A 26,486-nucleotide genomic window follows, 5' to 3' on the forward strand; every position below is an offset into this window, starting at 1 on the left:
CATCAATGCTGTGGCTTCCACATAGGGTGGCCCGTCTGTGACGACCAGCCTCCCTGTCGGTCAGACGTCGGTCCGTTCTTCGGCCACCGTCTTGCGCTCGGCCATGTTGAAGCGCTTGTCGTAGATCGGCCGGCCGCCGGTGGTCGGGCCGGGGTATTGCACGATCAGGATCACGCCGCCGCTCTTGGTGTGCAGCTCGTCCTCGTAGTGCGGGTCGGCGTGCCAGATCATGGTGCCCGGTCCCCAGGTTTTCCCGGCAACCTCGAATTCGCCTTCCAGCACGTACCAGATCTGCGCGAAGTCATGCTTGTGCAAGGGATGCCACGCCCCCGGCTCCAGCCGCAGCAGACCGGCATTGGGTTCGGTCGGATTTTCCGGCCGCGGATGGAACAGCATCTTGCCGGTCTCGCCGGGCCAGCGGATCGTCTCCCACTCCAGATCATCGACATGCCGGACGACGGCCGGCGCGTGCTCGCGTTTGGCGGTGTCGCTCATCAGCGTCCTCCTCTTCTGACGGCTTTCACGTCGGTTCCGGCCAACGCCAGAAAGATCGGTGGCACCTGCGCGCTGGCACCCAACCGGGTGTGCACCATCAACATGCGCGCCGGCGTCTCACCGGCATTGCGGCCCTGATGCGCAATCGACGCGTCGAAATGCAGGGAGTCGCCGGCCTCCATCACCATGCGCTCAGCGCCGATCTGAAACTCGATGCGGCCCGACAGGATCAACAGGAATTCTTCGCCCTCATGCGCCACCAGCGCGATCTCGCGCCGCCGCGTCGGCGGAAATTCCAGTTCGAACGCATCCAGCAGCGGCTGGTGCAGATCTCCCCCCAGCCGCCGCCAGGCATAGCCGTTGGGACTGGCGATCCAGTCGGCATTCGACCGCGCCCGCCGCATCAGGACATGGGTCGGTGGCGGCGATGCCGGCCGCACCTCGCCGAAGAGCTGCGCCATCGGGACGTCGAGTGTGGTCGACAGCCGGATCAGGTTGGCGATCGAGGCGTTGGCCTCGCCGCGTTCCAACCGCGACAGGAAGGCGGCCGACAGCTCCGTGCGCGCCGCGACATCACCCAGCGTCAGGCCACGGCGCTGGCGCGCTTGGCGCAGCTGCTCGCCGAGCGAGCGTGCGAGATCGGCTACATCAGACATGCGGCCAATCTAGCGGTTGGCTCTCCATACACAAGGCGATTTGCATATAGAGCAAATTTTTATCCGATCAGCGTCGGCAGCGTCCGCATGTCGTCAAACAGGTGTCCGCCGGCCGTCACCAGACCGTCACGGTCGGCGTAGGGTGCGCCGGCATAGCAGAGCACGCGCATGCCGGCCGCGACCGCCGCCTGCGTGCCGGCAACCGCATCCTCGACGACGACGCACAGATCAGGGGTGGTGCCCATCTCGCGAGCGGCGAGGAGAAAAAGGTCGGGAAACGGCTTGCCGCGTTCGACCTGGGTGGCGCTGAAAATGCGTCCCTCGAAACGGTCCCACAGGCCAGCACCGCCCAGCGTGATGCGCATCTTGCCGAGATCACCCGACGAGGCGACGCATGTGCGATGCCCGGCCGCTTCCAGTGTATCGATGGCCGCCCCAACGCCCGGCACGGCGCCGACGCGCTCGCGCTTGAAGGCGGCGAAGGTGTCGGCCTGCAGGCGGTCGACGAAGCCCGGCGGTAGCGCCCGGCCGAGTTCCGCTTCTGCGATGGCGATACAGCTCTTCAGCGAGCGCCCGAGCAGGCGACGCATGGTCTCGGGTACGTCCCATGCCAGCCCTTCGCGGTTCAATGCCTCGGAAAAGCAGCGGTTCGATACCGGTTCGGTGTCGACCAGAACACCGTCGCAGTCGAAGATGATGAGCATGCCACCTCTGTCTCAGGCCGGCTCGCTGTGCGATCGGCAGGCCTGACGCCTCTACCACATCGAGCGATGATCTGGCATGTCCGCTCCATAGGAGCAAAAGGAGGAAACGATGAAACTGGCAGGCAAGGTCGCGGTCGTCACCGGTGCGGCCGGTGGCATCGGCGCCGCGATGGCGCGGCGCTTCGCGCAGGAGGGTGCCAAGGGCGTCGTGGTGGCCGACCTGCACGAGGAACCGCTGCGGGCGCTCGCCAAGGAGATCGGCGGACTGGCGGTGGCGTGCGACGTCGGCAAGGAAGTCGACATCGTGGCGCTGGCGACGCGGGCCGAGGAACGCTTCGGGCCGATCGACGTGTTCTGCTCCAACGCCGGCCTGGTCCGCGAGGGTGACGAGGATTCGTCTGACGGCGACTGGGCGCTGAACTGGTCGGTGCACGTGATGTCGCATGTCTACGCAGCCCGCACCGTCGTCAAGAAGATGGCGGAACGGGGCTCGGGCTACATCGTGAACACCGCCTCGGCCGCCGGGCTGCTGACGTCATTGCCGTCGGCGACCTATGCCGTCACCAAGCACGCCGCCGTGGCGTTCGCCGAGTGGCTGGCCATCACCTATGGCGATCGCGGCGTGAAAGTCTCGGTGCTGTGTCCGCAGGCCGTACGCACGGCGATGATCCAGGGCCGCGAAGGCGGCTCGGCCAGCGTCGACGGCATCATCGAACCTGAAGAGCTGGCCGACTGCGTGGTGCGCACCATGGACGCGGAAAAGTTCCTGATCCTGCCGCACCCGCAGGTACTGGAATACTTGCAGCGCAAGACATCCGACTACGACCGCTGGCTCGCCGGCATGCGCCGCCTGCGCGGCAGGAGCCGGGACGCGTAGAACCCCCTCTCCGCCCGCGGGAGCGGGGGGAGAGGGAGGGGCCCATGCCGAAGGCATGGGAGGGTGAGGTGGGTGTTGGACCGGACGTGATCTCTTGGCCGAAAAAGCACCCGTTCGAACACCCACCTCACCCTCCCACGCTTCGCGTGGGCCCCTCCCTCTCCCCCCACTGCGTGGGTGGAGAGGGCTGACTAATCCAGATCCAGCCCGTTCATGCCGGCGTTCTTGCGGGCGCGGGCGACCATGTCCTTGACGATCGGGCCCAGCGTCGCCGGGTCAGCCACGGCATCGATGGTCGGGCCGCGATGCCAGCCCTCGGCGACGGCGATGATGCCGTTACCGGCCTGGAAGACGCGGCCGGTGATATCGCCGGACTCCTCGCTCGCCAGCCACACGGCGATCGGCGCCACCCAGCGCGGGTTGCGGCGCTCGACCTCTTCCGGCGTGTACTGCCGCAGGTCGGCCGTCATGCGGGTGTGCGCCGACGGCGAGATGCAGTTCACCGTGACACCATAGCGGCGCATTTCGCGCGCGGCGATGACGGTCAGTGACGCGATGCCGGCCTTGGCGGCGCCGTAGTTGCTCTGGCCGATGTTGCCGTAGATGCCGGATACCGACGTGGTGTTGATCAGTCGCGCGTTGACCGGCGCGCCGGTCTCCTTGGCGCGATCGCGCCAGTAGGCACAGGCATGTCGCGCCGGCGCGAAGGTGCCTTTCAGGTGCACCTTGATGACGGCGTCCCACTCCGCCTCGCTCATGTTGACCAGCATGCGATCGCGCAGGATGCCGGCATTGCTGATCACGACGTCGAGCTTGCCGAACGTCTTGATCGCCTGGTCGATCATGTTCTTGGCGCCGTTCCAGTCGCTGACGTCATCGCCGTTGGCCACGGCTTCGCCGCCGGCCTTGCGGATCTCCTCGACCACCTGCTCGGCCGGCGAGAGATCCGTTCCCGTACCGTCGGCTGTGCCGCCGAGATCGTTCACCACCACCTTGGCGCCCTGCGCCGCCAGCATCAACGCGTACTCGCGCCCGACGCCGCGCGCGCCGCCGGTGACGATGCAGACGCGACCTTCACACAAACCCGCCATGGTTCCCTCCATATGATCGGCGGCCAATGATCGCCCACGCGACCTCGCCGCTGGATCGCAAGACCGGCCAAGGCTACCAACCCTGCCGGTGATCGCGGAATCGTTACGTCAAGCTCGTTCCGCTCTCCGGCTCGGATCCGGCCTGCGTTTGTCGCGAAAAAAGGGGCGCATCCTGCGCCGCCATGTCGAAACTGAGGCAACCATGGCGCCGCGCGCCCGACCTGCGGCCGATTCAAGATATTTGCTGAAGCCAAGGGATGGGGCCGTCAGCTGCGCGTAAGACCTGACGTAACGGCCTCACAAAGGAGGGGCATGTCATGCGCAGCCATCTGACCCGTACGCTCGCCATCGCCACGGCACTCGTTGTCACGGGAGTCGGTTTGAGCGCCTGCGTTTCCAACAGCTATTACGACGGCAATCCGCGCTACAGCTACGACCACCGCTATCGTGACGGCTACAAGTACCCGCGCCACGGCTATAACGACCGCCACGACGGGCGCCGCTGGGTCGATCGTGACGGCGATGGCCGCCGGGACTGGTGGGAGCACCGTCGCTAGGGTCGTGAGGCTCGACGCAACGAGCCTCACCGCCACTTCGCCAACGAGCACAACCTTAAGGTTTCGTCAGCGACAAGGCGGCCGCGCCCCAACATTGCGGCTGATCCAAGATATTTCGTGTCGGCAATAGCCGCGCGGTGCGGGGCGCCCTACTTCCCTTTCGAGCAGGCCGAGTGCCCTGCTCGAAAGGATGAGCCTATCATGCGCAACAATCTCACGCGTGTGATCATCGTTACCGCAACGCTGGTCGTTGCCGGCGCCGGATTGAGCGGGTGTGTCACCGCCTATGACCCATACCCCGCCTACAACACCTACGAGTCGCCATGGTACGGCTATGGCTGGCACGGGTACTGGGACAACGCCTGGGGTGGTTACGGCTGGGACCATCACCGGTGGGAAGCCTGGCGCCGGGAACACCCGTGGGTCAATTCACCCAACCACGCATGGACCGGCCCGCCGGCGCACGCATGGGCGAACGCCGGCAAACCCTTCCACCGCGGCTAGTTCCTGCCTTCGATCAGACCGCGACAGACGACCTGAGCCTGGATCTCGGCGGCGCCCTCGAAGATGTTGAGGATGCGCGCGTCGCACAGCACGCGGCTGATGGGATATTCCTGCGCGTAGCCGTTGCCGCCGTGGATCTGCAGCGCGTTGTCGGCGTTGCTCCAGGCGACGCGCGCGGCCAGCAGCTTGGCCATGCCGGCCTCGATATCGCAACGCCGGTCGCTGTCCTTCTCGCGTGCCGAGAAGTACGTGAGCTGGCGCGCGATCATGGTCTCGACCGCCATCCAGGCTACCTTCCCCGCCACGCGCGGGAAGGCGTAGATCGGCTTGCCGAACTGGAGGCGATCCTTGGCGTAACGCAGGCCCAGCTCCATGGCGCATTGCGCCACGCCGACGGCGCGCGCCGCCGTCTGGATGCGCGCACTCTCGAACGTCGCCATCAGCTGCTTGAAGCCGTTGCCTTCCTGGCCGCCCAGCAGGTTCTCGGCCGGCACCTCGAAGCCGTCGAAGCCCAGCTCGTATTCCTTCATGCCGCGGTAGCCCAGCACCTTGATCTCGCCGCCGGTCATGCCCTGGGCCGGGAACGGATTGTCCTCGCTGCCGCGCGGCTTCTCGGCCAGCAGCATCGAGAGTCCCTGGTACCCCGGCTTGTCCGGGTTGGTGCGCACCAGCAACGTCATGATGTCGGCACGCGCGGCGTGCGTGATCCAGGTCTTGTTGCCCTGCACCTTGTAGACGTCGCCGTCGCGGGTCGCGCGCGTGCGCAGGCTCGCCAGGTCCGAGCCGGTGTTGGGCTCGGTGAACACGGCCGTCGGCAGGATCGCGCCCTGCGCGATCTTGGCCAGGTACTTCTTCTTCTGCGCCTCGGTGCCGCCCGAGCGGATCAGTTCGCCCGCGATCTCCGAGCGCGTGCCCAGTGAGCCGACGCCGATGTAGCCGCGCGAAAGCTCTTCGGTCACGACGCACATCGCAAGCTTGCCCATGCCCGAACCACCCCACTCCTCAGGGATGGTGAGGCCGAAGACGCCCATCTCGGCCATCTTCTCGACCACCGGCAGCGGGATCAGCTCGTCCTTGAGATGCCATTCGTGTGCGTGCGGCAGCACCTCGTCACCGACGAAGCGGCGGAACTGCTCGCGCACCATTTCCAGCGCGTCGTCGTCCAGGCCCAGCGCGCCGAAATCGCCGGTGTCGAGCGAGTCGGCCAACAGCGTCGCGATGCGCAGGCGCACCGCATTGCTGTTGCCGCGCGCCACCAGCTTCTGCACCGCCGGCGTGGCCAGCGCCTGCAGTTCGCCGTCCGTCATCCCCAGATCGCTGCCGCGCACGATCTCGACCTGGCTCATGGCGATACCGCCCGACAGCTGGCTGAGGTATTCGCCATAGGCCGCCTGCAGCAGCAGCGTCTCGAGTTCGCCCAGTTTGTTTGCCGTCGCCAGCGTCTCGGCCCAGCGGCGCATCTGCACCAGGCCAGCGACGTAGGTCGCGATCCAGGCATAGCCGTGAGCGGCGAACTGCTCGCGCTCCAACAGCTTGGCATCGACGCGCCCGGAAGGTGCAATGAGCCGACGCACTGCCGCTTTCGCGGCGGTATCGAACACCAGCGCGGCGCGTTCGGCGTCAGCGCACAGGGCCAGCAGGTTGTCGAGGACGAGCGTCGAGGCAGTCGCGTCGCGCTTTTCAGCGAGGGACATCACAGACTCCAGAGATGACGACAAGACACGCTCCATGGTGCGCACAGGTCTGTGCGCACCATGGAAGCTGACTTCAGTCTTCCAGCGCGTCCTCGAGCGTCCGCAGGCCTGGCCGCTTGGCCGACACCAGAACGGCCATGTTTCCGGGCTTGTGCTGGTTCTTCCACATCTTGGTGTGGGCGCGCGGGATGTCCTCCCAGGCGAGCACCTCGGACATGCAGGGATCCAGCCGCCGCTCGATCACCAGCTGGTTGGCCTGGGCTGCCTGCAGCAGGTTGGCGAAGTGGCTGCCCTGGATGCGCTTCTGACGCATCCACACGAAGCGCGCGTCGAAGGTCAGATTGTAGCCGGTGGTGCCGGCGCAGAACACGACCATGCCGCCGCGCTTCACGATGAAGCAGGAGACCGGAAAGGTCTGCTCGCCCGGGTGCTCGAAGACGAAGTCGACGTCATTGCCCTTGCCGGTGACTTCCCAGATGGCGGCGCCGAACTTGCGCACCTTCTTCATGTACTCGGCGTAGCCCTTGGTGTCGTCGACATCGGGCAGCTGGCCCCAGCAATCGAAGTTGTTGCGCACGATGGCGCCCTTGGCGCCCAGGCTCATCACGAACTCGCGCTTGCTCTCGTCGCTGATGACGCCGATGGCATTGGCGCCCGAGACAGCGATCAGCTGGATCGCCATCGAGCCGAGGCCCCCGGCGGCGCCCCACACCAGCACGTTCTGGCCCGGCCGCAGGATGTGCGGGCGATGGCCGAACAGCATGCGGTACGCCGTGGCGAGCGTCAGCGTGTAGCAGGCGCTCTCTTCCCAGGTCAGATGCTGCGGCCGTTTCATCAGCTGGCGCGCCTGTACGCGGCAGAACTGGGCGAAGGAGCCGTCCGGTGTCTCGTAGCCCCAGATGCGCTGCGAGGGCGAGAACATCGGATCGCCGCCGTTGCACTCCTCGTCGTCGCCATCGTCCTGGTTGCAGTGCACGACGACTTCGTCGCCCACCTTCCAGCGCTTCACCTTGGAACCGACGGCCCAGACGATGCCGGCGGCATCGGAGCCGGCGACATGGAACGGCGCCTTATGGATATCGAACGGCGATACCGGCACGCCCAGGCCGGCCCAGATGCCGTTGTAGTTCACGCCGGCGGCCATCACGAGGACCAGCACCTCGTCGTCGCCGATGGCATGCGTCGGGACGACCTCGAGCTGCATCGCATCCTCGGGTGGTCCGTGGCGGTCACGCCGGATCGCCCAGGCGTACATATTCTTCGGCACGTGGCCGAGCGGCGGAATCTCGCCGACCTCGTACAGATCCTTCTTCGGCTGTCCAGCCGTCGGATGCGAGGAAACAACAGCCAGCGCTGCGGTCATTTGCGGCCCCTTGCGAACAACGTTCACGATGAACGCCATCCCCTGACACAATGTTTCTTGAGCTGAACGGTTTCCCGATCACGGGAAGTTAGCGGGCGCAGCGTAATGGTGCATCGCACAATGTCAATTTCTATTAGATCGCACCCTCAAAAAGGATAGAAAATTGCCACACGGCGGAAATAGCGCGGTTTCAGAGGGGTAAATAGTGCAGTGCCGCACGTGAGCGAGACCCCGGATCAGCTGACCGACCATTCCCAAGGTGCCTAATTCCAACGCACTAGCGTCCGGCGCTGGCGTGGCTCGCCAGTATCAACGGCGAACAATCGAGCCCAAACGCCACGGGAACAGCCTCCAGCATTAAGCTATTTCAAATAGCCGTCCTCTCTCGCCGTTTGCCCCCGGCCAATCCGCAATTTGTCAGTGGTCCACAATCATCTGTTGACATCGGACGTGAATCGCGTGTGCTATTGGCTAATTCAATTAGCCAAACGTTTTGTGCATCCAGGGAGGTTGGGTTGGTTGCATCGTGTTTGTCCGCTGTGGATGAAACGGTGAGCACCGCTTTTTCGGGGGCGTGGCAGCGCTGCGGATTGGCGCTCGATGATGCGCCGCCCGCCGAGGACAGTTGCGTGGTCTGGCTGCAGGCCGGTCCTTTCTTCGCCGATCTGCGCACGCCCCTGGCCGGCGGGTCGGCTGTCGCCACCGCTTTTTCGGGCCGAACGACCTGGGCGGCGCCGGTCGTGACCTTTCACCGCGACGTCGATCTTGCCATCCCACCCCGCACGGACAGCGGGCGCCTTCGGTTCGCCGGCGACCGGTTGATCGAGGACGGCACGGTCGCATGGGAAGGACGGACCGTCCGTTACACCGAGTACTGGGCGCGCGCTGGCCGCCCGCCGGCGCGACGGTTGGTCCTGGAGGCATTGCCCGGACAGCGCTCATCGAGGGTCGGCCGCCGTCGCTACGTCGAGGTCGACGGCCAGGCGCTGCTGATCGTCGACGACCGCGCCACGGATGGACGTTTCATCGCGGCGCATTTCGTCAACGACGACGGACACTGGCGCTGCACCCGCTGCCTCGACGGCGAGGCGCCGGCCACACCACCCTTCGGCGACGTCACGGCATCCTCTGTCCTTTCCTTCCCGCAGCCGCCGCCGTGGTCCGACACATCGTGGCACGTGCGGTGGCTCGATCTCCCGTCCCCGGCGGAAGGAGCGGGTCATGCCTGAGCAGTCAGCCTCGAGTTCTCAAATCACGCTCGCCACCGGCGTCTTCGGCGTGAACTTCATCGCCATGGCCATGGTGAACGCCCTGCCGTTCCTCACCGGCGCCAACATCGATCAGCGCGGCCTCTCCACCGTGCAGGCGGGTGCCGTGAACAGCGTCGAGCTGTTGTGCTGCGCCGTTCTTGCCATCGCCCTGGCAAGACCTTCCCTTGCGTTGCGGTCACGGCCGCTTGGCTGGGCGGCCTGCGGCCTGTTCATCGCCGGCAACCTGATGGCGATCAGCGCCGACCTCATCGTGCTGTTCGCGGCCCGTGCCGTCGCCGGACTGGGCGAAGGCCTTGCCGTCAGCGCCAGCGCGCGCGCCATGGCGCACGCCCGTTCACCCGCCAAGGTCGGTGGCTACGTCGCCACCGTCGTGGCCCTGGTCGGCGGCGGCCAGGCACTGTTGATCGAGGCCATCGTGGCGCGCCATGGCTATGCCGGCGGCTATCTCGGCCTGGCGGCAATCGGCCTGGCCTGCGGTGTCATCGCCAGCGCGCTGCCGCACAGGGCGATCACGCTCGATGCGCCCGCGCGGAGCGCCGGTGCCGCTGGCCTGCGCTGGCGCGCGGCGCTGCCGGTTCTGGTCGCCGCCTGCACGGTACTGTTCGGCGCCGGCATGGTCTGGAGTTTCGCCGAGCGTCTTGGGCTGGCGACCGGCCTGTCATCGGCCGATGTCGCGCGCACCATCAGCCTGACCGCCTTGCTGTGCATCGGTGGCGGCGTGGCCGCCGTGGCAACCGCGCGGTTCGGTCGCGACTTCCTGATGGCCGGCATCGGGGCGGCCGTGTTCGGCTTGTCCGTCGCGGCCTTCGCACTCGCCACGACGCCGTTCGCCTACGTGGCGTCGCTTTCGGTCCTGTCTTTCGCCTATCTGTATGTCGGGCCGTTCATCACGGCGATTGCGCTGCGCATCGATCCCAGCGGTGGCTTGCTGAGCGCGGCCCGGGGCGGCCAGTTGTTGACCAGCGCCGCCGCGCCCACGGTCGGCGGGCTGTTCCTGGCCTATGGCTCCGTCGAGGCGGTGGCGCTGCTGGCCACGGCGACCTCGGCCGTGGCGGTCGCGGCGATCGTCGACGCCCATCGCCAGATCCATCGGCCCATCGCGCGGTCCGCACCTGCCCTGCCCTGATCCTGCCTGGAGTGGTTCATGTCACACACCCCCACGACAGCACGCCTCGCGCCTGTGCTGGAACAGCTGCGCGCCGTCGTTGCGCGCCCGACCTCAGAGGCCGTGGCGCTGCCGCCAGCGTGCTACACCGACTCTGACTTCTACACCCTGGAATGCGAGCGGCTGTTTGCCCGCGAATGGCTGTGCCTGGGGCGCAGCGCCGACATGGCAGCGCCGGGCGACTACCTGACGTTGGATATTCCGGGCTTGGCATCGATCATGACGGTGCGGCAGCGCGACGGCTCGATCAAGGCGCTCAGCCGGGTCTGCCGCCATCGCGCCGCGCTGCTGGGTGAAACCGGCGGCGGCAGCGCCAAGCTTTTCGTCTGCCCGTATCACAACTGGGTCTACGATCTGGACGGCACGCTGCGCGGCGCACCGGCGATGCTCAAGAACCCGGCCTTCGTCCGCAAGGACTGCACCTTGCCCGCCTATCGCTGCGAGACCTGGGAAGGTTTCGTGTTCGTCAACCTCGATCCCAACGCGCCGCCGCTGGCGCCACGGCTCGCCGACATTTCACGCCGGGCCGCCCGCTATGGCCTCGCCGAGATGAAGACCGCCTTCATCGTGGAGGATACCTGGGACACCAACTGGAAGGTGCCGTTCGAGAACGGCACCGAGACCTATCATCACATCGGCGTCCACAAGGAGACGCTCGAGCCGTTCTTCCCCGGGCTCGGCACCGTGTGCGAGCCCGGTGGACCCGGCTACAACCTGCATGTCGTGCCGACCGCCAAGGACTTCCGTTTCTCGGACGTGCCGCTCGACCGGCCCGGCACCTCGACTCTCAATCCCGACCTGGGCGCCGATGAAATGGCGGGCTTCCTGATCGTCGGCATCTATCCGACATTGGCGATCGTCTTTGCCGGCGCCCATACCGTGTGGTTCACGTTCAATCCTCTGGGGGCCGAGCGCACGCACGTGCGGGTGGGACGCATCAGTCCGGCGACTTACCTGCAATTGCCCGACATCGATGAGCGCCTGAAAGAGGACCGCGTCCGCCTGGAAGAGATCATCCGCGAGGACCGGGCTTCCTGTTCCGGCGTCCAACGCGGCTTGCACATGCGCGACGCCGTCGCCGGACCGCTGTCGCACCTGGAGCTGACGGTCGCCGAATTCGGCCGCTACCTGGCGCGGCAGGTGCTCGATGATTGATAGTCAGCTGCGGGCCGGCTCCAGCAGCCGCAATGCCGTCGCCGCCATGTCGGCCTGCAGGGCATCGAGCTGCGCCGCGGTGCGCACCGGCGGCTGTGGGGTATAGGGCCAGACCAGCGCCGACAGCACCGCGCCATAGATCATGGCGGTGAAGACGCCGGTGTCCATGGCGCGAAAGAGACCCAGCGCGACACCTTTCTGCAGAATGCGCTCAAGCTTGTCGTGCACGGCCTTGATCGGTGCCACCTTGTAGGTTTCCTGGGCCGGGCCGAGCGCGGCAACGATCGCTTCATAGCCGCCCGGTGTCGCCAGATCGCGCAGCAGCATGTAGGCGTAGGCTGGACGAGTCGCGAAGAACCAGACGACGCCCCGCGCCCATTGCTCCACGGCAGGCACCGGTTCCAGGTCGACGTCGGGCAGCAGAAAGCGCGCGATGTCCTCGACCATCTGCCGGGCAAGTGTGCCGATGATCGCATCGCGGCTGGCGAAGTGCTTGTAGACCGACGGCGGCTGGATGCCGACGGCATCCGCAACGTCCTTGATGCGCAGCTCTTCAACGCCGCCGCGCGCGATCAGGCGCATCGCCTCGGCCAGGATCAACTCGCGCGTACTGGCCGGGTCTTCTTGGCGCAGGCGGCGACGGCTCGGCGCGGTCAACGATGCCTCTGCAACAGCGCGGCCAGCATCAGCGACGGCAAACCGCCCGCAGCGCCTGCCATTCGCTGGCGCTCATGGCCGGCGCGCCGGTCGTTGGCCGCTTGGTGGCTTCCAGCCGCTCGCGCGTCGGCGGATGGGTCGACAAAATGCCGGCTTCCTCGGCCGCATCGCGCGGCGCCTTGGTCGCGGTATCGCCCTTGGGCTTGCCCTTGTCGCCCGGCGTCGGCTTGTTCTGCATGTCGAGCAGCTTGCCGAAGAATGTCGACAGGCCATCGGCGCGCATACCCAGCCGGTCCATCAGCTCCAGCGCCGTGGCGTCGGCTTCGCGCTCGGCATCCCGGCTGTGGCGCAGCGCCAGCAACACGCCGCCGGCGCCGCCCAGGGTCGCGACATCGGACGAGTAGCCGCCGGTCACCAGCTTCAGCATCATGTCGAAGCCGTAGGCCCGCAGCAGACCCTTCATGGAGTGGAAGTGCACGACGTGCCCGACCTCATGGGCGATGACGCCCGCGACTTCCTCGGGTCCGCTCGCCTTGTCGATCAGGCCGGAAAACACGATCAGCCGGCCGCCCGGTACGGCGAATGCGTTCACGATCGGGTTCTGCACCACGGTCACGTCGATGCGCCGCCCGTACGTCGATACCTGCTGCAGGCGATCGATCAGCTTTTGCAAAGCCTCCTGGCCTTCGGCGCTGGTGCACTTGCGCATGTCATCGGTCATCGCGCTCACGACCGAATCGCCCAGTGAGCGCTGCCAGGCATGGGGCACGAAGGGAGCCACGACGTTGGGCAGCTTCTCGGCGGCAAACGCCATCAGGCCCACCGTCAGCGCCAGCGCGCCGGCGACACCGCCCAGCGCCGGCGCGATGCGAGGCCGCCGGTTGGCGGCTTGCTTGAGGTTTCCGCCCAGCTCGGCCAGCGATTGACGCAGCGCATCGTCCTCGATCGCCAGCCGGGTACCGGGCTGGCGCGCGCACACCAGCAGCGCATGCGGTTCGTGCTCGGCGTCCGACGCCACCTCGATCTCGGCCGTCGGCCAGCGCACGACGACCTGCCCGGCGGCGGTCGCAGCCACCAGTTCAGCCGGCGTTGCCTTGATCGTGACGGGATGCGCGACCGGATGCACGCCGTCGTAGAAGCGGGCGTGCATGGAAAGTGCGATGGCGGACTGGGTCATGTCACACGATTCCGGTGTCGAACAGGTCGAGCAGGCCTTCGCCGACGGCCGGCCCTTGTCCCAGGGCCTGGGCAACGGCCGCGGCGTCTATTTCGCCGTAGATCCAGAGCTGGTCGGCGATCAGCCTGGCCGTCCGATGCAGAACCCACGGCCAGCCGAAGCCGAGGGTGAACACCAGGATGATCCAGTTCAGCACGAGGAAGCCCCACATCTGGCCCGTGGTCACGCCGCTCACGAACTGCATGCGCCCGAACCAGGTGCGCGATACCAGGTAACGCAACAGGTAAGCCTGGTACCAACAACGCAGCGGCAGGATCACCAACCCGATCAGCGAGTAGAACGCCAACGCCACCAGGACCATGATCAGGATCACCAGCGGCGTCGGATGCGTGATCTTGTCCATCAGCGTTTCCCAGCCGCCGAGGCGGTCGATCACGCCGGACAGTCCACCCACGATGGCAACCACGATGCCGACCAGCACGAGCCAGGCCAGGATATTGAGGAAGTAGAAGCCGATGAAGCGGCCGTAGATGTCGCCTGCCTGGCCGGCGAAGCCGAAGCGCACGGTGCCGAAGGTCAGGTTCTGCAAGCGGTACTTGGCCAGCGCGACGTCGAGCACCGGTGTCATGAGCTGGCCGCTGAGCCCGTTCACCAGGCCCAGCCCAACCGAGATGCCGCCGAATTTCCACGCCGACCCTTCCAGCCCAGAGCGGATGCCGCGCCAGCGTGTGCGCGTGAGCTTGTAGCGCAAGCCGGCATAGCGGCCGACGGCCAGCAGCGGGTAGCCGGCCAACAGCAGCAGCCAGGTCGCGACGTCTGTGGCGTCGACCTCCTGCAGCAGGGTTTCGCGCGCGAACAGCCACAACGCACCCAGCACGAGGCCGCCGATCACCATCAGAAAGCCGAGACCGGTCAGGAAGCCGAGGAACAGCTCGATGCCGCGGCCGCGATACTCGAAGCGATCGTCGAACGCCTTGAAGTGCGACCACAGGTAACGACGCACGCGCGTGCGGCCCCAGAACCGGTAGACTCCCAGGGTCAGCAATGTCAGCAGCAGGCTGCGCAGATAGACGAGATAGAGTTCGCCGAGCTTGCCGTCGTAGGTCAGTCGCGTCGGTGGATTGACGTGGATCGGCGGCGCGTAGGCGACAGGCGTGCCGTAGGGCGGATAGCCGGGCGGTGCCCCGGCGTAGCCTGGCGGCATCGCGTAGCCGGGGTGAACATATCCTACGGTCGCGGCCCCCGGCGTCGCGGGTGCGCCGGTGGGCGGCGGATAACCCGGCGGCGGCGCATGGCTGGGCGGCGGGACGTAGTTCCGGGCAAAGCCCTGGCTGTGCGCAAAGCCGCCATCGCGCGGGATCGGGGGGGTATCGCTCGCCGCTGCCGGCTGCGCCTCGGGCGACGGCGTCAGCCACTGGGGCGCGGGAGTGTCGTTCGCGACGGGGGCGTCGGGGCGCTTGTCAACGCCGGATGGGGATTCGTCGTTCACTCTGCAGGCCCAAATGATTGTCTACTCATATGACTGGGCCGGCTGGCAGGCGCAACTGCCCATTCTGTGGCGACGTGAAATTACGAAAATCAGGGCTCATATAGCAACAATACGTCGAATATATTGCATCGCAGCACGAATTCCCATAGGTGATGATCAGGCCTACGCGCGTTATCGAGCCGATGGAATCCGCAATGCCCGCCGACACCCGCTCCCCTGTGCCCGCCACCGCTGCCGCACCTGCGAAGGACCGGCCGTGGATGATCCGCACCTACTCCGGGCACTCGACCGCCAAGGTGTCGAACGCGCTCTATCGCAAGAACCTGGCGCGCGGCCAGACCGGCCTGTCGATCGCTTTCGATCTGCCGACCCAGACCGGCTACGACAGCGATCATGCCTTGGCCAAGGGGGAAGTGGGCAAGGTCGGCGTGCCGGTCTCGCACCTGGGCGACATGCTGGCCCTGCTCGACGGCATTCCGCTCGACCGGATGAACACGTCGATGACGATCAACGCGCCGGCGGCCTGGTTGCTGGCGCTGTATGTCGCCGTGGCCGAGACGCAAGGCGTCGCGCGCAAGGCGCTGCAGGGCACGACGCAGAACGACATCATCAAGGAGTACCTGTCGCGCGGCACCTACGTCTTCCCGCCCGAGCCGTCGCTGCGACTGACCGCCGACACCATCGCGTTCACGGTGCGCGAGGTGCCCAAGTGGAACCCGATGAACGTCTGCAGCTACCACCTGCAGGAAGCCGGCGCGACGCCGATGCAGGAGCTGGCCTACGCACTGGCCGACGCCATTGCCGTGCTCGATACGGTGAAGGCGCGCGGCCAGCTGGCGCCCGAGGAGTTCCCGCAGGTGGTGGGTCGCATCAGCTTCTTCTGCAATGCCGGTGTGCGCTTCGTCACCGAGCTCTGCAAGATGCGCGCGTTCTGCGAGCTGTGGGATGAACTGACGCGTGACCGCTACGGCGTCGCCGATCCCAAGATGCGGCTGTTCCGCTACGGCGTGCAGGTGAACTCGCTGGGTCTCACCGAACAGCAACCGGAGAACAACGTCTACCGCATCCTGCTGGAGATGCTGGCGGTGGTGTTGTCGAAGAATGCCCGCGCCCGCTCGGTGCAGTTGCCGGCATGGAACGAGGCACTGGGCCTGCCGCGGCCGTGGGACCAGCAATGGTCGCTGCGCCTGCAGCAGATCGTGGCGCACGAGACCGACCTGTTGGAGTTCGGTGACATCTTCGACGGCAGCAAAGAGATCGAGCGCAAGGTCGCCGAGCTGAAGGCCGAGACCACAGCCGAACTGGCCCGCATCGATGACATGGGTGGCGCCATCGCCGCCGTCGAGGCCGGCTACATGAAGCAGCGCCTGGTCGAGTCGAACCTCAAGCGCATCGCGGCGATCGAAAGCGGCGCGCAGACGGTGATCGGCGTCAACGCCTTCACCGAGGGCGAGCCCAGCCCCCTCTCGGCCGGCGAAGCGGCGATCCAGACCGTCGATGCCGACGTCGAGCGCGAACAGATCGAACAGCTGCAGGCGTGGCGCGCCAAACGCGATGCGGCGACGGTCGACGCGGCGCTGGCGGACCTGTGCACCGCGGCCAAGGAAGGCCGCAACATCATGGAACCGTCGATCGCCTGTGCCCATGCCGGCGTGACAACAGGCGAATGGGGCCAGGCCCTGCGCGAGATCTTCGGCGAGTACCGCGCGCCCACGGGTGTCGGTCGCGCCGCCGGCGTCGGCAGCGATCGGCTGGAGCCGGTACGGCGCGAGGTCGAGCGCGTGTCGCGCAAGCTCGGGCGGCGGCTCAAGATGCTGGTCGGCAAGCCCGGGCTCGACGGCCACAGCAACGGCGCCGAGCAGATCGCCGTGCGCGCCCGCGACTGCGGCATGGAAGTCGTCTACGAAGGCATCCGCCTGACACCGGCCCGCATCGTCAATGCCGCACTCGAAGAGGGCGTGCACGTCGTGGGCCTGTCGATCCTGTCGGGCAGCCACGTGCCGCTGGTGACGGAAGTGATGGCCGGCATGCGCAGCGCCGGCATGACCGACGTGCCCGTCGTGGTCGGCGGCATCATCCCGCCTGAGGACGCCGAGATCCTGCTCAAGGCGGGCGTGGCACGTGTCTACACACCCAAGGACTTCGACATCACCGCGATCATGAGCGACGTTGTGACGGTGGTCGACGACGCGTGGAAGGAAGCGGCGTAGTCTTCCGACCGCCACCGTCGCTGCGCTCAGGACGACGAGTCATTCGGCCGCCGGTTACTTGCGGGACGGCGCCTCGCGGTCCCACGCCTCCTGCGATCCCTTCTTGCGCAGGACGGCACGCTGTACCTTGCCGGTCGCCGTCTTCGGCAGTTCGGACACGAACGCGACATACCGCGGCGCGGCATAGCGCGGCAGCACCTTGTCCGCGTGCCGGATCACGGCTTCGGCTGTCAGCGTCGCACCGGCGGCCGGGACGATCGCCAGCATCAGCTCGTCCTCGCCACCAGGTATGCTTGACGGCACGGCAAAGGCAGCGACCTCTTCCGCGCCCGCCAGTTGGCTGATCGCCGATTCGACTTCGGTGGCCGCTATGTTTTCACCGCGGCGCCGGATGGTGTCCTTGATCCGATCGACGAACGTCACCAGTCCGTCGGCATCCATCGTGGCGGCATCGCCGGTGTGAAACCACAGGTTCCGCCATGCCTCGACCGTGCGGTCCGGCATGTTGTGATAGCCGACCATGAAGCAGAACGGGATTTTCGGCCGCACCAGGATCTCGCCGAGCTGGCCCGGCGGCATCGGCTGATCGGTTTCCGTATCCGCCACAATCACCTCGAAGTGCGCGCGATCGACCCAGCCTGCAGCGCCAGGCCGCGACTCCCCGACCCGTCCCCAGACCGGGATGTTCACCTCGGTCATGCCGAAGCCGGAGAACACATCACGGATCCCGAAACGTTCGCGAAAGGCGGCTTCGTGCTCCGGCAGATTGGGGGCGTTGCAGAGCGCCCGCAATCCGTGCTGCGCGTCATCGTCGCGCCGCGGCTGCGCCAGCACGAAAGCGGCCAGTGCACCCAGCGCGTTGGTGACGGTGCAGCGGTGCCGGCGAATGTCGTTCAGCCATTCCGAGGCACTGAAGCGCTGACGGACGACAGCCGGGATGCCGAGCTGGAGCGTGGCCCCCAGTTGCATCAGCAGACCGTTGGCGTGGAACAGCGGCAGCGTGATGTAGAAGCGATCGTCGTGGGTCAGCTGCGTCGCCCGGATCTGGCCCATGCCATAGAGCGCGCAATGGGCATGCGGCATCAGCACGCCCTTGGACGGGCCGCTGGTGCCCGACGTGTACATCACGCAGGCGATGTCCTGGCCGCGCGGCAGTGGTCCGTCGTACGGTGGTGCCGTTCGCCAGCCCTCCCAGCTCAGAAGCTGCGGCCGGGCTGGTGTCGGGCCTGATGCACTGCCAGGAACCAGAAGCCGCTGGAGCGTATCCACGTGCGGCGCCGCCTCCATGATCGCATCCACGAAGGATGCATCGGCGATCACCAGGTCGGCACCGCAATTGCGCAACTGGTGTTGCAGGAACGCGCCCCGCAGTTCCGTGTTCAGCATCACGGCAACTGCGCCCAGCGTGCCGACCCCGAGCCACGCGCGCACGAGGTCGATCCCGTTGGGCATCATCACCCCGACCATGTCGCCGGGCTTGATGCCCAGGCTGGCCAGGTAACTCGCCACCCGGCGAACATCCTCGGCGGCCTCGCCGAATGTCAGGCTGTCGCCGCCCACCACGGTGATCCAGGGTGCCGCTGGCCGCAGCCGCCCCTGCTCGGCCAGGATCTGCGGCAGCACCCAATCGGTGGGGTTCGTCGATCGGTTCTGTGTCATCGCCTGCCTCCCTGGCCGTTCTCCACTGTGTTTACGCGACAAGGGCGGGCACAGCTACTGGTCCGCAGATCGGACGAAGCGTCGTAGACCGTCGCTCCGGGCGCGTTACAGTCGACGCGACCCATCGCATGGACCGCTACGGCTGGAGGTCGAGGCCCTTGTAGAGGGCAGCGGCGTAGTTTCCATGCGCGCGGGCGCCCTTGATGCTCTTCTTGGCCACGAGATACAGCCGGCTATGCACGGTGGGCAGCATCAAGGCCTCGTCGTGCACGAGCTGCTGAACCTTGTAGAAATTGTCGCGCCTGTCGGCGTCGCTGACCGCCGTGCGGCCGGCGTCAAGCAGCTTGTCCGTCACGGGATCGGCCCACATCGTGCGGTTGGGCGCCGGCCGGTTGTTCGAATGGTAGTAGAGGTACATCTGATCGCCCGCCGATGTGTACGGTACCGACAGGGTCCAGATGTCGTAGTCCTGCTGCGCGATCTTTTGGAAGAAGGCGGTCGGATCCCACATCTGGACCTTGATGTCGATGCCGATCTTGCGCGCGGCGCCCTGCAGCACCTCGGAAAGCTTCGGGTTCTCGCCCACTGTATAGGAGTAGAGCAGCAGCTCCAGCTTCTTGCCGTCCTTGTAGCGGAAACCGTCGGACCGCAGTTCCCAGCCCGCCTCGTCCAGCAGCTTGCGCGACGCCGCCGGATCGAACCGGGTCAACCCGTCGAGGGTGGCGGGATTGAAATCCTGCGCTTTCTCGTGAACCAGCGAGCGCGCGGGCTGGGCTTGGCCGAAGAACAGTGCCTTGTTGATCTCGTCGCGGTCCAGCACGTGGCTGAGGGCGGCGCGCACGCGTCGATCGCGCATGTATTCGCGCGTGGACTTCATGCCGAAGTAGTACATCCCGAAATAGGCGTCAGGCTCGTAGACCGCGAGATGCGGCGCCTTTCTGAAGGCATCGATCGCCTGCAGCGGATTCCAATGGCAGAAATCCGCCTGGCCCGCCAGCATCGCTGCCATGCGGGTCGTCTCCTCTGGCACGATACGCCAGATCATGCGCTCGTATTTGACCGGACCGGGATTCTTGTAGACGCCGGTGGGCCCCCATTTGTAGGCGCCATGCCGCTTGAGCACGAGCTCCTTGCGTGGTTCCCACGCCTCCCAGCACAAAGGTCCCGTGCCGTCGAATCCCTTGACGCCGAAATCCGCGCCCAGGGCCTCTACATTCTCCTTGTTGATGATGGTCGCGGCAAAGTTGGTCAGGTCGACCAGCAATTCCGCGTGCGGCCGCTTGAGCTTGTAGATGACTGTGTAGGGATCGGGCGCGGTAAGGGCGTCGATCTCGCCCAGTCGCCAGTGAAACGGATACTTCGCGGCAGGATCGGCCAGACGGGTGAAGGAGTAGATCACATCGTCCGCCGTGAGCTTCTTGCCACTGCAGAACGTGACATCGTCGCGCAGCTTGAACGTATAGGTCAGGCCGTCGGCTGACATCGTCCACGACGTCGCCAGCAGCGGCTTGACGGTCTTCAGGTCCCAGTCGAGCGCCACCAGCGTGTCGCCCATCATGAACATCGGGTGGCCCATGCCGCTCGAGGTGTTGTGGTGCGGGTCGTATCGCGGCGCGTCCTGGGTCCGGATATTGATGAGCGTCTGGGCGCGGATCGGCAGGCTCGCGAGGCCTGCCGCCGCGGCAAGGAGAAAAGCGACGGCGACACGTACAGCGGTCATGTTTCCCTCCCTCGTTCCGTCGATTGCTCACGCGACGGATTTTCCCCAGCCTAGGCGGCGTCAAGCGCCACCGCAATCGGCCGCGCCTCCTTCCGCACACACGGCAGGGACGCCGATTCTTCGATTGAGACTGCCTGTCACGCACCCTAGCCTTGCTGCAACGAAGGAAGGATTCGCCGATGCCCGAAACGTTCGACTACATCATCGTGGGTGCCGGTGCGGCGGGCTGCGTGCTGGCCAACAGGCTGAGCGCCTCGGGCCAGCACCGCGTCGCGGTACTCGAGGCCGGCGGACCGGATCGGCACATCTGGATCAAGGTGCCGGCGGGTTTCAACAAGACGGTCTACGACCCCAAGCTCAACTGGGGCTATGAGACAGCGCCCGGTCCGCACATCGACGGCCGCAAGATCATGTTCCCGCGCGGCAAGGTGCTGGGCGGCTCTGGCTCGATCAACGGCCACCTCTACGTACGCGGCCAGGCCGCCGACTATGACACCTGGGCCCAGCTCGGCTGCCGCGGCTGGTCGTGGACCGACGTGCTGCCCTACTTCAAGCGCGCCGAGCGTCGGGTCGGCGGCGAGGATGCCGTACGCGGTCGCGACGGTCTGCTCTACATCGAAGACCAGCGCGATCCACACCTGTTGAGCGATGCCTATGTCGCGGCCAACGAGGCGCTCGGCCTGAAGCGCACAGCGGACTACAACTGCGGTGACCAGGAAGGTACGTTCCTCTATCAGCAGATGATGCGTGGCGGCCGGCGCTGGAGCCCGGTCGATGCCTATCTGCGCCCGATCCTGTCGCGGCCCAATCTGCGCGTCATTCCGTGGGTACTGGCCGAGCGCGTCGTGTTCGACGGCAAGCGCGCCACCGGTGTCCGCTATCGCCGCCGCGACGGCGGCGCGGAGACACTGAACGCCAGCCGCGACGTGATCCTGTGCGGTGGCAGCATCAACACACCGCATCTGCTGCAGCTGTCCGGCGTCGGCGATCCCGCATGGCTCAACGATCTCGGCGTCGATGTCGTGCACGCCCTGCCCGGCGTCGGCCGCAATTTCCGCGACCACTACGCGGTGCGCGTCTCGGCCCTGGTCAAAGGTGCCGGATCGCTCAACGAGCGCTCGCACGGGCTGCGCCTGGTCGGCGAGGTCATCCGCTACGCCATCAATCGCAAGGGCCTGCTGGCGGCGAGCCCCTCGCATGCCGGCGGCTACGTCAAGACGCGGCCGGGGCTCGAGACGCCAGATATGCAACTCTACTTCGCACCCGCCAGCTATGCCGGTGGTCGCTACGGCACTGCGGTGCTGGACACGCGGCCGGGCATGACCTTGGGCGCCTCGCAGCTGCGCCCGGAGAGCACCGGCCATGTCAAGGCGCTGAGCGCCGACGCCGCCGCCAAGCCGGAGATCCAGCCCAACTACCTCGCCGACCAGATCGACCGCGACGCTCTGCTGGCGGCGATGAAGTACCTACGCAAGCTGCTGGCGACAAAGCCGCTGGTCGACTATGTCGACCACGAGAACTTCCCCGGGCCACAGATCAAGAGCGACGACGAACTGATGGCGCATGCGCGCGCCACCGGCTCGACGACCTATCACCCGGTCGGTACGTGCAAGATCGGCACCGATCCCATGGCGGTGGTCGACCCGCTGTCGATGAAGGTGATCGGATTGCAGGGCCTGCGCGTGGCCGACGCCTCGGTGATGCCGACCATGGTGTCGGGCAACACCTACGCCGCTACCAACATGATCGCCGAAAAGGCGTCGGACCTGATCCCGGCAGGATGACCCTGACAGCGCCACGCTTGCGCGGCGTGGCGTTCCGTGGCATCTGCCTTTGCCATGGCTGACGTCGTTGCCCTGACAATGCTTCGTTGGTGGCGCTCCTCGTAGGAGCGGCACGTCAGCCCTTGTGTGCGACCGTTGCCGCCGTGATCAGGCAGGCACAGGTCGTTTTCCCCGACAGTACTTCCGTTCGCGGCGGCTCCCTTTCCTTGGAGACGTCACGATGTCCTTCAATACCCGACCCGTCATCCTGACCGGCGACCGGACCACCGGTCCGCTGCACCTGGGCCATTACGTCGGCTCGCTGAAGAACCGGGTTGCCCTGCAGGAGTCGCATCGCCAGTTCCTGCTGCTGGCCGACACCCAGGCCCTGACCGACAATGCCCACGACCCCGGCAAGGTGCGCAGCAATGTGCTGGAGGTGGCGCTCGACTATCTTGCTGTCGGCATTGATCCGGCGAAGACGACCATCTGCGTGCAATCCGGCCTGCCGGCGCTGGCCGAGCTCACCACGCTCTACATGAACTTCGTCACCGTGGCGCGCCTGGAGCGCAACCCGACCATCAAGGACGAGATCCACGCCCGCGGCTTTGGCCGCGACATCCCGGCCGGCTTTCTCTGTTATCCCGTCTCCCAGGCTGCGGACATCACGGCCTTCAAGGCCACCGTCGTGCCGGTCGGCGAGGACCAGCTGCCCCTGATCGAGCAGACGAACGAGATCGCGCGCCGCATCAACCGCCAGATCGGTCGCGATGTGCTGCCGGAGGCCTGCGCCTTGATTCCCGAGATCGGCCGACTGCCGGGCATCGACGGCACCGCCAAGATGAGCAAATCGCAAGGCAACGCGATCCCCCTGTCGGCCTCACCCGATCTGATCCGCGAGTCGGTGCGTCGCATGTACACCGATCCCAACCACCTGCGGGTTTCCGATCCGGGGACCGTCGAGGGCAATGTCGTCTTCACCTACCTCGACGCGTTCGATGCCGACCGCTCCGCCGTCGACGCGCTCAAGGCGCACTACCGCCGCGGCGGCTTGGCGGACATGGCGGTGAAGCGGCGGCTGGAGGACATACTGCAGGCTCTCCTCGAGCCGATCCGCGCGCGCCGCGCGGCACTCGCCCGTGAGCCTGGCTACGTGCTGGACGTGCTGCGCCAGGGTACGTCGCGGGCCCGGCAGGCGACGCAGGCGACCCTGGACGAGATCCGGCACGGCCTGGGCCTGTTCACGTTCGAATTCGACGCCGTCCCGCGGAGTGCCGCCGACGGATCGCCCCTCTATCCATCGTCGCGCCCGTGACCGCGATGGATACCCGCCATGTCCCTGTCTCCCTTCCTGCGCCTGCAGGCAGCCACCGTCGGCGTTCACGCCGCCGACCAGCTGGCGCTGGCGGCGCTGCCGCTGACCGCCGTCCTGCTGCTCGACGCCGGGCCGGGGCTCGTCGGCATCCTGGTCGCAATCCAGGGTGCAGCGTGGCTGCTGGCATCGATGCCGGCGGGGATCATCGTCGATCGCCTGACGGCACCCGTGGTGCTGCTCGCCGCACCCGTGCTGTCGCTGGCCGCCGCCGTGGTCGCCCTGACCGCCGCCGTCGCCGATCTGCTGTGGCCGCTGGCTGGTGCCGCCTTCATCGGCGCGGCCGGTACGGTGTCGTTCGTGCTGGCGGCGACCGCCGTGGTCCCGCGCCTGGTGTCACCGCAACAGCTGCCGGCCGGCAACGCACGCCTGGAGCTTGGACGTGCCGCAGCGACCCTGGCGGCCCCCTTCATCGTCGGCGAACTGGCGACGCGCCTGTCGCCGACCTGGGGCTACGCACTCGCCATCGTGGCTGCGCTGTTCGCCGTCGTCTGGCTTGCAGGGCTCGACCGGCGCGCCATCGCCATCCCGCCGTCGACGCGCCAACCGATCCTCGCCGCCATCCGTGAAGGCGCCGCGTTCGTCCTGCGCCAGCGCCTGCTGCGCGGCATCGCGCTCTGCGCCATCTTCTGGAACATGGCGTTCTTCGCGCTGTGGGCCATCTTCGTACCGTTCGCCCTGAAGGTGCTCGCGCTTGACCCGCGCCAGACCGGCGCCGTGCAGATGGCCTACGGCGCCGGCCTGATCGTGGGCGCACTATCGGGTGGTGCGCTGCTGACCCGCCTGCCACCGAACGTGACCCTGCTGTTCGGCCCCGGCGTGTCGGCCATCGCCGGCATCCTGCTTCTGCTGTCGGTCCAGACGCACGGAACGATCCTGCCGGCAATCGCGTACTTCCTGGTCGGCTTCGGTCCCATGCTGTGGCTGATCTGCCAGACCACGGTGCGCCAGCTCGTCACGCCGCCCGAACTGCTGGGCCGCGTCAATGCCACGATCCAGGTCGCGATTTACGGCATGCGTCCGATCGGCGCCCTGTTGGGCGGCTGGCTGAGCGCCACGTTCGGCTACGAGGTGGCACTTTTCACTGTCGCGGTGGGCTTCGCTGCCTCGTTCAGTGTCGTGCTGCTGACACCATTGGTGAGGCTGCGCACCATGCCGACCCAGGTTGCCTCGCCCTGCTAGCACCCGCTATCGATCGAGCGTGACTCGGGAGCGTCATCCCGAGCGCAGCGAGGGATCTTTTGATGCAGGCGCACCCGTGCATCACTTGCAGAAGATCCCTCGCTGTGCTCGGGATGACAGCTGTATCAGTGACGCGTGATTCCGAGTACTAGGTCGCGCGCGGCGTCAGCACCAGGCTGGCCGTGGCGTGCAGCACCGCTTCGACCGGCGTGTGATCGAACAACCAGGCCTCGGCATGGGCCATGCGCTTGCCACGGCGGATGACGCGGGCGATGGCGACCACATCGGTCGCCGGCATGGGGCGCAGGAACGTCGTGGTCATCGTCGCCACCATGCCGAGCGAGCGACCGCTGCTGGCCGCCAGGACCGCGGCGAAGATCGCGGTATCGGCGAAACCCAGCAGTGCCGGACCGGAGAAGATGTCGCCCGGCCCCAGCAGCGCCGGCCGGAACGGAAAGCGCAGCCGCACATCCTGGTCCTGCGCTTCCTCGACAACCACGCCATGCTGGTCGATCGCCGGCAGGATGGCCGCGATCAGTCCCTGAAGCTCGTCCTCCGTCATCGGCTGCGGCCGCGGCCGGCAATGGGCCAGATGTCGACCAGGGTATGGCCCTTCACCACGTGGTAGGCGTCGTAGAGGTTCACCGTCGGATCACAGTGCGGCGGCACCAAAGTGACGACGGCGTCAATGCCCGGCCCCGACGCACCGTCGGGAAAGGTGATGCGGGCGTGCTCATCACCGGCGAAGCGGAAGCTGGTGCCCTCGGGCACGCCGGCCAGGATCGGCGGCGCGCCGGCCTCGGTCGCCATCGACTTCAGGCCGGAGTCGATGGTTGCCATGCCCGGCGTGTTGGCGCTGACCACACGCGCATCGATCTGCAGCGCCTGTTCGAACGGCAAGCCGCCGTCACCACGCAGGTCGCAGACGTTGTACTGATGGTCCATGAAGACGTAGGAGCCGACCTGCAGCTCGGTGAAGACACCCAGCGCCGCGTCGATGGCATGCGTGCCGGTGCCGCCGCCGGTCACGATTCCCGGTTTCAGGCCGGCTGCCGTGAGCTGCTCGACGATGCCCTTGAGGTAGGCCGTGCGCTCGGTGATTTCGTCACGGCGTTGGGCATAGGACTCGATATGCTGATGCCGACCGCAATAGAACTGCACGCCGGCGTAGCGCAGCGACGGCTGCGCCGCGATCTGTCGCGCCAACGCCACGGTCGCTTCCGGCGAGGCGACCCCGGTGCGGTGCAGGCCAGGGTCGATATCGACCACGACCGACAACACCACGCCGGTAGTGGCGGCAGCACGCGCCAATGCGGCGACGTTGTCGGGATGATCGGCCGTCACCATCAGGTCGGGGCTGCGCGCCGCCAGCGCCACCAGGCGCTCGATACCCGGCGCCGAGACGACGGGCGATGTGATCAGCAGCCCGCCGATGCCGGCATCGACCATGGCCTCGGCCTCGCCGAGCTTGGCGCAGCAATTGCCCAGCGCGCCGGCGGCGATCTGGCGCCGCGCGATCTCCGGGCTCTTGTGGGTCTTGGAATGCGGTCGCAGCGATATCCGGCTGTCGCGCGCGAACGATGCCATGGCGGCGATGTTGCGCTCGAGCATCTCCAGGTCAAGCACCAGAGCCGGCGTGTTCAGCAGCCCACGCGACCCCTGGCGGTCGATCAGGTGGGCATGCAGGCGGTGGGAATCGGTGGGATGCACGGCGGACTCGCAAGG

23 protein-coding genes are annotated in these 26,486 nt (G+C 66.8%); 10 read left to right on the forward strand and 13 right to left on the reverse strand.

From position 1 onward, the window contains the following. Positions 1 to 60: 60 nt before the first annotated feature. The 3 genes from FQU96_RS08930 to FQU96_RS08940 are packed head-to-tail and all read right to left on the reverse strand — an operon-like array spanning position 61 to position 1,855. Positions 61 to 495, reverse strand: coding sequence for a cupin domain-containing protein (locus tag FQU96_RS08930; RefSeq protein ID WP_146540506.1), 435 nt, complete (start codon positions 493 to 495; stop codon positions 61 to 63). After that, positions 495 to 1,151, reverse strand: a complete 657-nt coding sequence (locus tag FQU96_RS08935; protein ID WP_146540507.1) for a helix-turn-helix domain-containing protein — start codon at positions 1,149 to 1,151, stop codon at positions 495 to 497. Before FQU96_RS08935 ends, FQU96_RS08930 begins: the two co-directional genes overlap by 1 nt. A gap of 59 nt (positions 1,152 to 1,210) precedes the next feature. Further along, complete coding sequence (locus FQU96_RS08940; RefSeq protein WP_146540508.1) at positions 1,211 to 1,855, reverse strand: HAD family phosphatase; 645 nt, start codon at positions 1,853 to 1,855, stop codon at positions 1,211 to 1,213. Between the two features lie 109 nt (positions 1,856 to 1,964). On the opposite strand from FQU96_RS08940, the gene FQU96_RS08945 reads away from it, so the two are divergent. Then, positions 1,965 to 2,732, forward strand: coding sequence for an SDR family oxidoreductase (locus tag FQU96_RS08945; RefSeq protein WP_146540509.1), 768 nt, complete (start codon positions 1,965 to 1,967; stop codon positions 2,730 to 2,732). 191 nt (positions 2,733 to 2,923) lie between these two features. Here FQU96_RS08945 and FQU96_RS08950 read toward each other — a convergent pair whose 3' ends face one another. After that, the gene (locus tag FQU96_RS08950; protein WP_146540510.1) at positions 2,924 to 3,823 is read right to left on the reverse strand and encodes an SDR family oxidoreductase; all 900 of its coding nucleotides are present in this window, start codon (positions 3,821 to 3,823) and stop codon (positions 2,924 to 2,926) included. 317 nt (positions 3,824 to 4,140) lie between these two features. Between FQU96_RS08950 and FQU96_RS08955 the strand changes: the two genes are divergently transcribed. Both FQU96_RS08955 and FQU96_RS08960 read left to right on the forward strand, forming a co-directional pair. Continuing rightward, positions 4,141 to 4,380, forward strand: coding sequence for a hypothetical protein (locus FQU96_RS08955; protein ID WP_146540511.1), 240 nt, complete (start codon positions 4,141 to 4,143; stop codon positions 4,378 to 4,380). A gap of 201 nt (positions 4,381 to 4,581) precedes the next feature. Further along, a complete protein-coding gene (locus FQU96_RS08960) occupies positions 4,582 to 4,884 on the forward strand; it encodes a hypothetical protein (protein ID WP_146540512.1) in 303 nt (100 codons plus the stop codon). On the opposite strand, the gene FQU96_RS08965 is transcribed toward FQU96_RS08960, so the two are convergent. Both FQU96_RS08965 and ccrA read right to left on the reverse strand, forming a co-directional pair. Next, positions 4,881 to 6,578, reverse strand: a complete 1,698-nt coding sequence (locus tag FQU96_RS08965) for an acyl-CoA dehydrogenase family protein (RefSeq protein ID WP_146540513.1) — start codon at positions 6,576 to 6,578, stop codon at positions 4,881 to 4,883. The genes FQU96_RS08960 and FQU96_RS08965 overlap by 4 nt on opposite strands. A gap of 73 nt (positions 6,579 to 6,651) precedes the next feature. Next, positions 6,652 to 7,941 carry a crotonyl-CoA carboxylase/reductase gene (ccrA, locus tag FQU96_RS08970; protein WP_146540514.1) on the reverse strand — a complete coding sequence of 430 codons (1,290 nt, stop codon included), beginning with the start codon at positions 7,939 to 7,941 and terminating at the stop codon, positions 6,652 to 6,654. Positions 7,942 to 8,492: 551 nt separating this feature from the next. Here ccrA and FQU96_RS08975 point away from each other — a divergent pair. Genes FQU96_RS08975 through FQU96_RS08985 form a run of 3 tightly spaced genes read left to right on the forward strand, consistent with a single transcriptional unit; the run spans position 8,493 to position 11,532 of the window. Beyond that, positions 8,493 to 9,170 carry a hypothetical protein gene (locus FQU96_RS08975; RefSeq protein ID WP_146540515.1) on the forward strand — a complete coding sequence of 226 codons (678 nt, stop codon included), beginning with the start codon at positions 8,493 to 8,495 and terminating at the stop codon, positions 9,168 to 9,170. Further along, positions 9,163 to 10,338 (forward strand): MFS transporter, encoded by a 1,176-nt coding sequence (locus FQU96_RS08980; RefSeq protein ID WP_146540516.1) that lies wholly within the window; start codon positions 9,163 to 9,165, stop codon positions 10,336 to 10,338. Before FQU96_RS08975 ends, FQU96_RS08980 begins: the two co-directional genes overlap by 8 nt. An 18-nt stretch (positions 10,339 to 10,356) precedes the next feature. Next, positions 10,357 to 11,532: an SRPBCC family protein gene (locus tag FQU96_RS08985; RefSeq protein ID WP_146540517.1), complete on the forward strand. Its 1,176-nt coding sequence runs from the start codon at positions 10,357 to 10,359 to the stop codon at positions 11,530 to 11,532. A gap of 3 nt (positions 11,533 to 11,535) precedes the next feature. Here the strand turns inward: FQU96_RS08985 and FQU96_RS08990 are convergent, their stop codons facing one another. Genes FQU96_RS08990 through FQU96_RS09000 form a run of 3 tightly spaced genes read right to left on the reverse strand, consistent with a single transcriptional unit; the run spans position 11,536 to position 14,855 of the window. Then, positions 11,536 to 12,189, reverse strand: coding sequence for a TetR/AcrR family transcriptional regulator (locus FQU96_RS08990; protein WP_146540518.1), 654 nt, complete (start codon positions 12,187 to 12,189; stop codon positions 11,536 to 11,538). A gap of 28 nt (positions 12,190 to 12,217) precedes the next feature. Beyond that, positions 12,218 to 13,366 (reverse strand): M48 family metallopeptidase, encoded by a 1,149-nt coding sequence (locus FQU96_RS08995; RefSeq protein ID WP_146540519.1) that lies wholly within the window; start codon positions 13,364 to 13,366, stop codon positions 12,218 to 12,220. A 1-nt stretch (position 13,367) separates the two neighbouring features. Next, positions 13,368 to 14,855, reverse strand: a complete 1,488-nt coding sequence (locus tag FQU96_RS09000; RefSeq protein WP_146540520.1) for a YjgN family protein — start codon at positions 14,853 to 14,855, stop codon at positions 13,368 to 13,370. Between the two features lie 194 nt (positions 14,856 to 15,049). On the opposite strand from FQU96_RS09000, the gene FQU96_RS09005 reads away from it, so the two are divergent. Then, positions 15,050 to 17,065, forward strand: a complete 2,016-nt coding sequence (locus FQU96_RS09005) for a protein meaA (protein ID WP_146540521.1) — start codon at positions 15,050 to 15,052, stop codon at positions 17,063 to 17,065. A gap of 54 nt (positions 17,066 to 17,119) precedes the next feature. Here FQU96_RS09005 and FQU96_RS09010 read toward each other — a convergent pair whose 3' ends face one another. Both FQU96_RS09010 and FQU96_RS09015 read right to left on the reverse strand, forming a co-directional pair. After that, the gene (locus tag FQU96_RS09010) at positions 17,120 to 18,724 is read right to left on the reverse strand and encodes an AMP-binding protein (RefSeq protein WP_146540522.1); all 1,605 of its coding nucleotides are present in this window, start codon (positions 18,722 to 18,724) and stop codon (positions 17,120 to 17,122) included. 136 nt (positions 18,725 to 18,860) lie between these two features. Next, the gene (locus FQU96_RS09015; RefSeq protein WP_146540523.1) at positions 18,861 to 20,444 is read right to left on the reverse strand and encodes an ABC transporter substrate-binding protein; all 1,584 of its coding nucleotides are present in this window, start codon (positions 20,442 to 20,444) and stop codon (positions 18,861 to 18,863) included. Between the two features lie 179 nt (positions 20,445 to 20,623). Here FQU96_RS09015 and FQU96_RS09020 point away from each other — a divergent pair, with 179 nt between their 5' ends. From FQU96_RS09020 to FQU96_RS09030, 3 genes are all read left to right on the forward strand, one after another. Then, a complete protein-coding gene (locus FQU96_RS09020; RefSeq protein ID WP_146540524.1) occupies positions 20,624 to 22,228 on the forward strand; it encodes a GMC family oxidoreductase in 1,605 nt (534 codons plus the stop codon). Between the two features lie 220 nt (positions 22,229 to 22,448). After that, entirely contained in the window at positions 22,449 to 23,522 is a 1,074-nt protein-coding gene (gene trpS, locus FQU96_RS09025; protein ID WP_146540525.1) for a tryptophan--tRNA ligase, read from the forward strand. An 18-nt stretch (positions 23,523 to 23,540) separates the two neighbouring features. Continuing rightward, a complete protein-coding gene (locus tag FQU96_RS09030; protein ID WP_146540526.1) occupies positions 23,541 to 24,761 on the forward strand; it encodes an MFS transporter in 1,221 nt (406 codons plus the stop codon). A gap of 148 nt (positions 24,762 to 24,909) precedes the next feature. Here the strand turns inward: FQU96_RS09030 and FQU96_RS09035 are convergent, their stop codons facing one another. Both FQU96_RS09035 and FQU96_RS09040 read right to left on the reverse strand, forming a co-directional pair. Then, the gene (locus FQU96_RS09035) at positions 24,910 to 25,323 is read right to left on the reverse strand and encodes a PaaI family thioesterase (protein ID WP_146540527.1); all 414 of its coding nucleotides are present in this window, start codon (positions 25,321 to 25,323) and stop codon (positions 24,910 to 24,912) included. Next, the gene (locus tag FQU96_RS09040; protein WP_255467908.1) at positions 25,320 to 26,471 is read right to left on the reverse strand and encodes a DSD1 family PLP-dependent enzyme; all 1,152 of its coding nucleotides are present in this window, start codon (positions 26,469 to 26,471) and stop codon (positions 25,320 to 25,322) included. Before FQU96_RS09040 ends, FQU96_RS09035 begins: the two co-directional genes overlap by 4 nt. Positions 26,472 to 26,486: the final 15 nt, after the last annotated feature.

Source organism: Reyranella sp. CPCC 100927 (assembly GCF_007859315.1).
GTDB lineage: Bacteria > Pseudomonadota > Alphaproteobacteria > Reyranellales > Reyranellaceae > Vineibacter.

What these genes read in the sequence shown, in the direction of transcription:
- FQU96_RS08930 (WP_146540506.1), bottom strand. Translation starts at nt 495, where the DNA reads ATGAGCGACACCGCCAAACGCGAGCACGCGCCGGCCGTCGTCCGGCAT.
- FQU96_RS08935 (WP_146540507.1), bottom strand. Translation starts at nt 1,151, where the DNA reads ATGTCTGATGTAGCCGATCTCGCACGCTCGCTCGGCGAGCAGCTGCGC.
- FQU96_RS08940 (WP_146540508.1), bottom strand. Translation starts at nt 1,855, where the DNA reads ATGCTCATCATCTTCGACTGCGACGGTGTTCTGGTCGACACCGAACCG.
- FQU96_RS08945 (WP_146540509.1), top strand. Translation starts at nt 1,965, where the DNA reads ATGAAACTGGCAGGCAAGGTCGCGGTCGTCACCGGTGCGGCCGGTGGC.
- FQU96_RS08950 (WP_146540510.1), bottom strand. Translation starts at nt 3,823, where the DNA reads ATGGCGGGTTTGTGTGAAGGTCGCGTCTGCATCGTCACCGGCGGCGCG.
- FQU96_RS08955 (WP_146540511.1), top strand. Translation starts at nt 4,141, where the DNA reads ATGCGCAGCCATCTGACCCGTACGCTCGCCATCGCCACGGCACTCGTT.
- FQU96_RS08960 (WP_146540512.1), top strand. Translation starts at nt 4,582, where the DNA reads ATGCGCAACAATCTCACGCGTGTGATCATCGTTACCGCAACGCTGGTC.
- FQU96_RS08965 (WP_146540513.1), bottom strand. Translation starts at nt 6,578, where the DNA reads ATGTCCCTCGCTGAAAAGCGCGACGCGACTGCCTCGACGCTCGTCCTC.
- ccrA (WP_146540514.1), bottom strand. Translation starts at nt 7,941, where the DNA reads ATGACCGCAGCGCTGGCTGTTGTTTCCTCGCATCCGACGGCTGGACAG.
- FQU96_RS08980 (WP_146540516.1), top strand. Translation starts at nt 9,163, where the DNA reads ATGCCTGAGCAGTCAGCCTCGAGTTCTCAAATCACGCTCGCCACCGGC.
- FQU96_RS08985 (WP_146540517.1), top strand. Translation starts at nt 10,357, where the DNA reads ATGTCACACACCCCCACGACAGCACGCCTCGCGCCTGTGCTGGAACAG.
- FQU96_RS08995 (WP_146540519.1), bottom strand. Translation starts at nt 13,366, where the DNA reads ATGACCCAGTCCGCCATCGCACTTTCCATGCACGCCCGCTTCTACGAC.
- FQU96_RS09005 (WP_146540521.1), top strand. Translation starts at nt 15,050, where the DNA reads ATGCCCGCCGACACCCGCTCCCCTGTGCCCGCCACCGCTGCCGCACCT.
- FQU96_RS09010 (WP_146540522.1), bottom strand. Translation starts at nt 18,724, where the DNA reads ATGACACAGAACCGATCGACGAACCCCACCGATTGGGTGCTGCCGCAG.
- FQU96_RS09015 (WP_146540523.1), bottom strand. Translation starts at nt 20,444, where the DNA reads ATGACCGCTGTACGTGTCGCCGTCGCTTTTCTCCTTGCCGCGGCGGCA.
- FQU96_RS09020 (WP_146540524.1), top strand. Translation starts at nt 20,624, where the DNA reads ATGCCCGAAACGTTCGACTACATCATCGTGGGTGCCGGTGCGGCGGGC.
- trpS (WP_146540525.1), top strand. Translation starts at nt 22,449, where the DNA reads ATGTCCTTCAATACCCGACCCGTCATCCTGACCGGCGACCGGACCACC.
- FQU96_RS09030 (WP_146540526.1), top strand. Translation starts at nt 23,541, where the DNA reads ATGTCCCTGTCTCCCTTCCTGCGCCTGCAGGCAGCCACCGTCGGCGTT.
- FQU96_RS09035 (WP_146540527.1), bottom strand. Translation starts at nt 25,323, where the DNA reads ATGACGGAGGACGAGCTTCAGGGACTGATCGCGGCCATCCTGCCGGCG.